The 512-nt window shown below is 45.3% G+C and carries 1 pseudogene; it reads right to left on the bottom strand.

Features of this window, described 5'->3' with window-relative positions:
• A pseudogene (locus JIG41_RS01805) lies at positions 1 to 512 on the bottom strand (IS630 family transposase); the annotation flags it as partial.

Genomic DNA, 512 nt, shown 5'->3' with positions numbered 1-512 from the left:
TGGGTTTAACTCTGGTGAATAAGGAGGGAGCTTTATTAGCGTGAGGTTGTTAAATTCTGCGGCTGTATCGTATGTGTGCCAGCCTGCGCCATCTATTATCACGATAGCATGTCTGCCAACTGGTGTAGCTTGTGATATCTGACTCAGGTGCTGCGTCATTGCTTCTTTATTGACGAATGGGCTTACTAGCGCTTCTGTTTGGCCTGTGGCAGGACATACCGCACCAAATAAATATCCCTAGTCAAACTGCTGTTGTTTTACTATCCGTGGCCGAGTGCCTGTTTCAGCCCAAATGCGCGTAGTCGGATTTTGCTGGCCAAATCGTGCTTCGTCCTGAAACCATACGTCTATACGGTCAAGTGGAAGGTGTCCGGGTGTGTGAAGGATCGTTTCCAGTTGGAAGTTTTTTAAAAGCTTCTTGGCTTTTTAATGAGTGTTTAGGGTGTTTCGAACGGCTTGTGATCCAACTAAAGCCAAGCTGCTTGAGTATTTTATAAGTATGATTTAAGTGA

This window comes from Pseudoalteromonas sp. bablab_jr011, from assembly GCF_016464045.1.
Taxonomy (GTDB): domain Bacteria; phylum Pseudomonadota; class Gammaproteobacteria; order Enterobacterales; family Alteromonadaceae; genus Pseudoalteromonas; species Pseudoalteromonas lipolytica.
The sequence above is the reverse complement of the archived record's forward strand: the minus strand, read 5'-3'. Positions and strand labels throughout refer to the sequence as shown.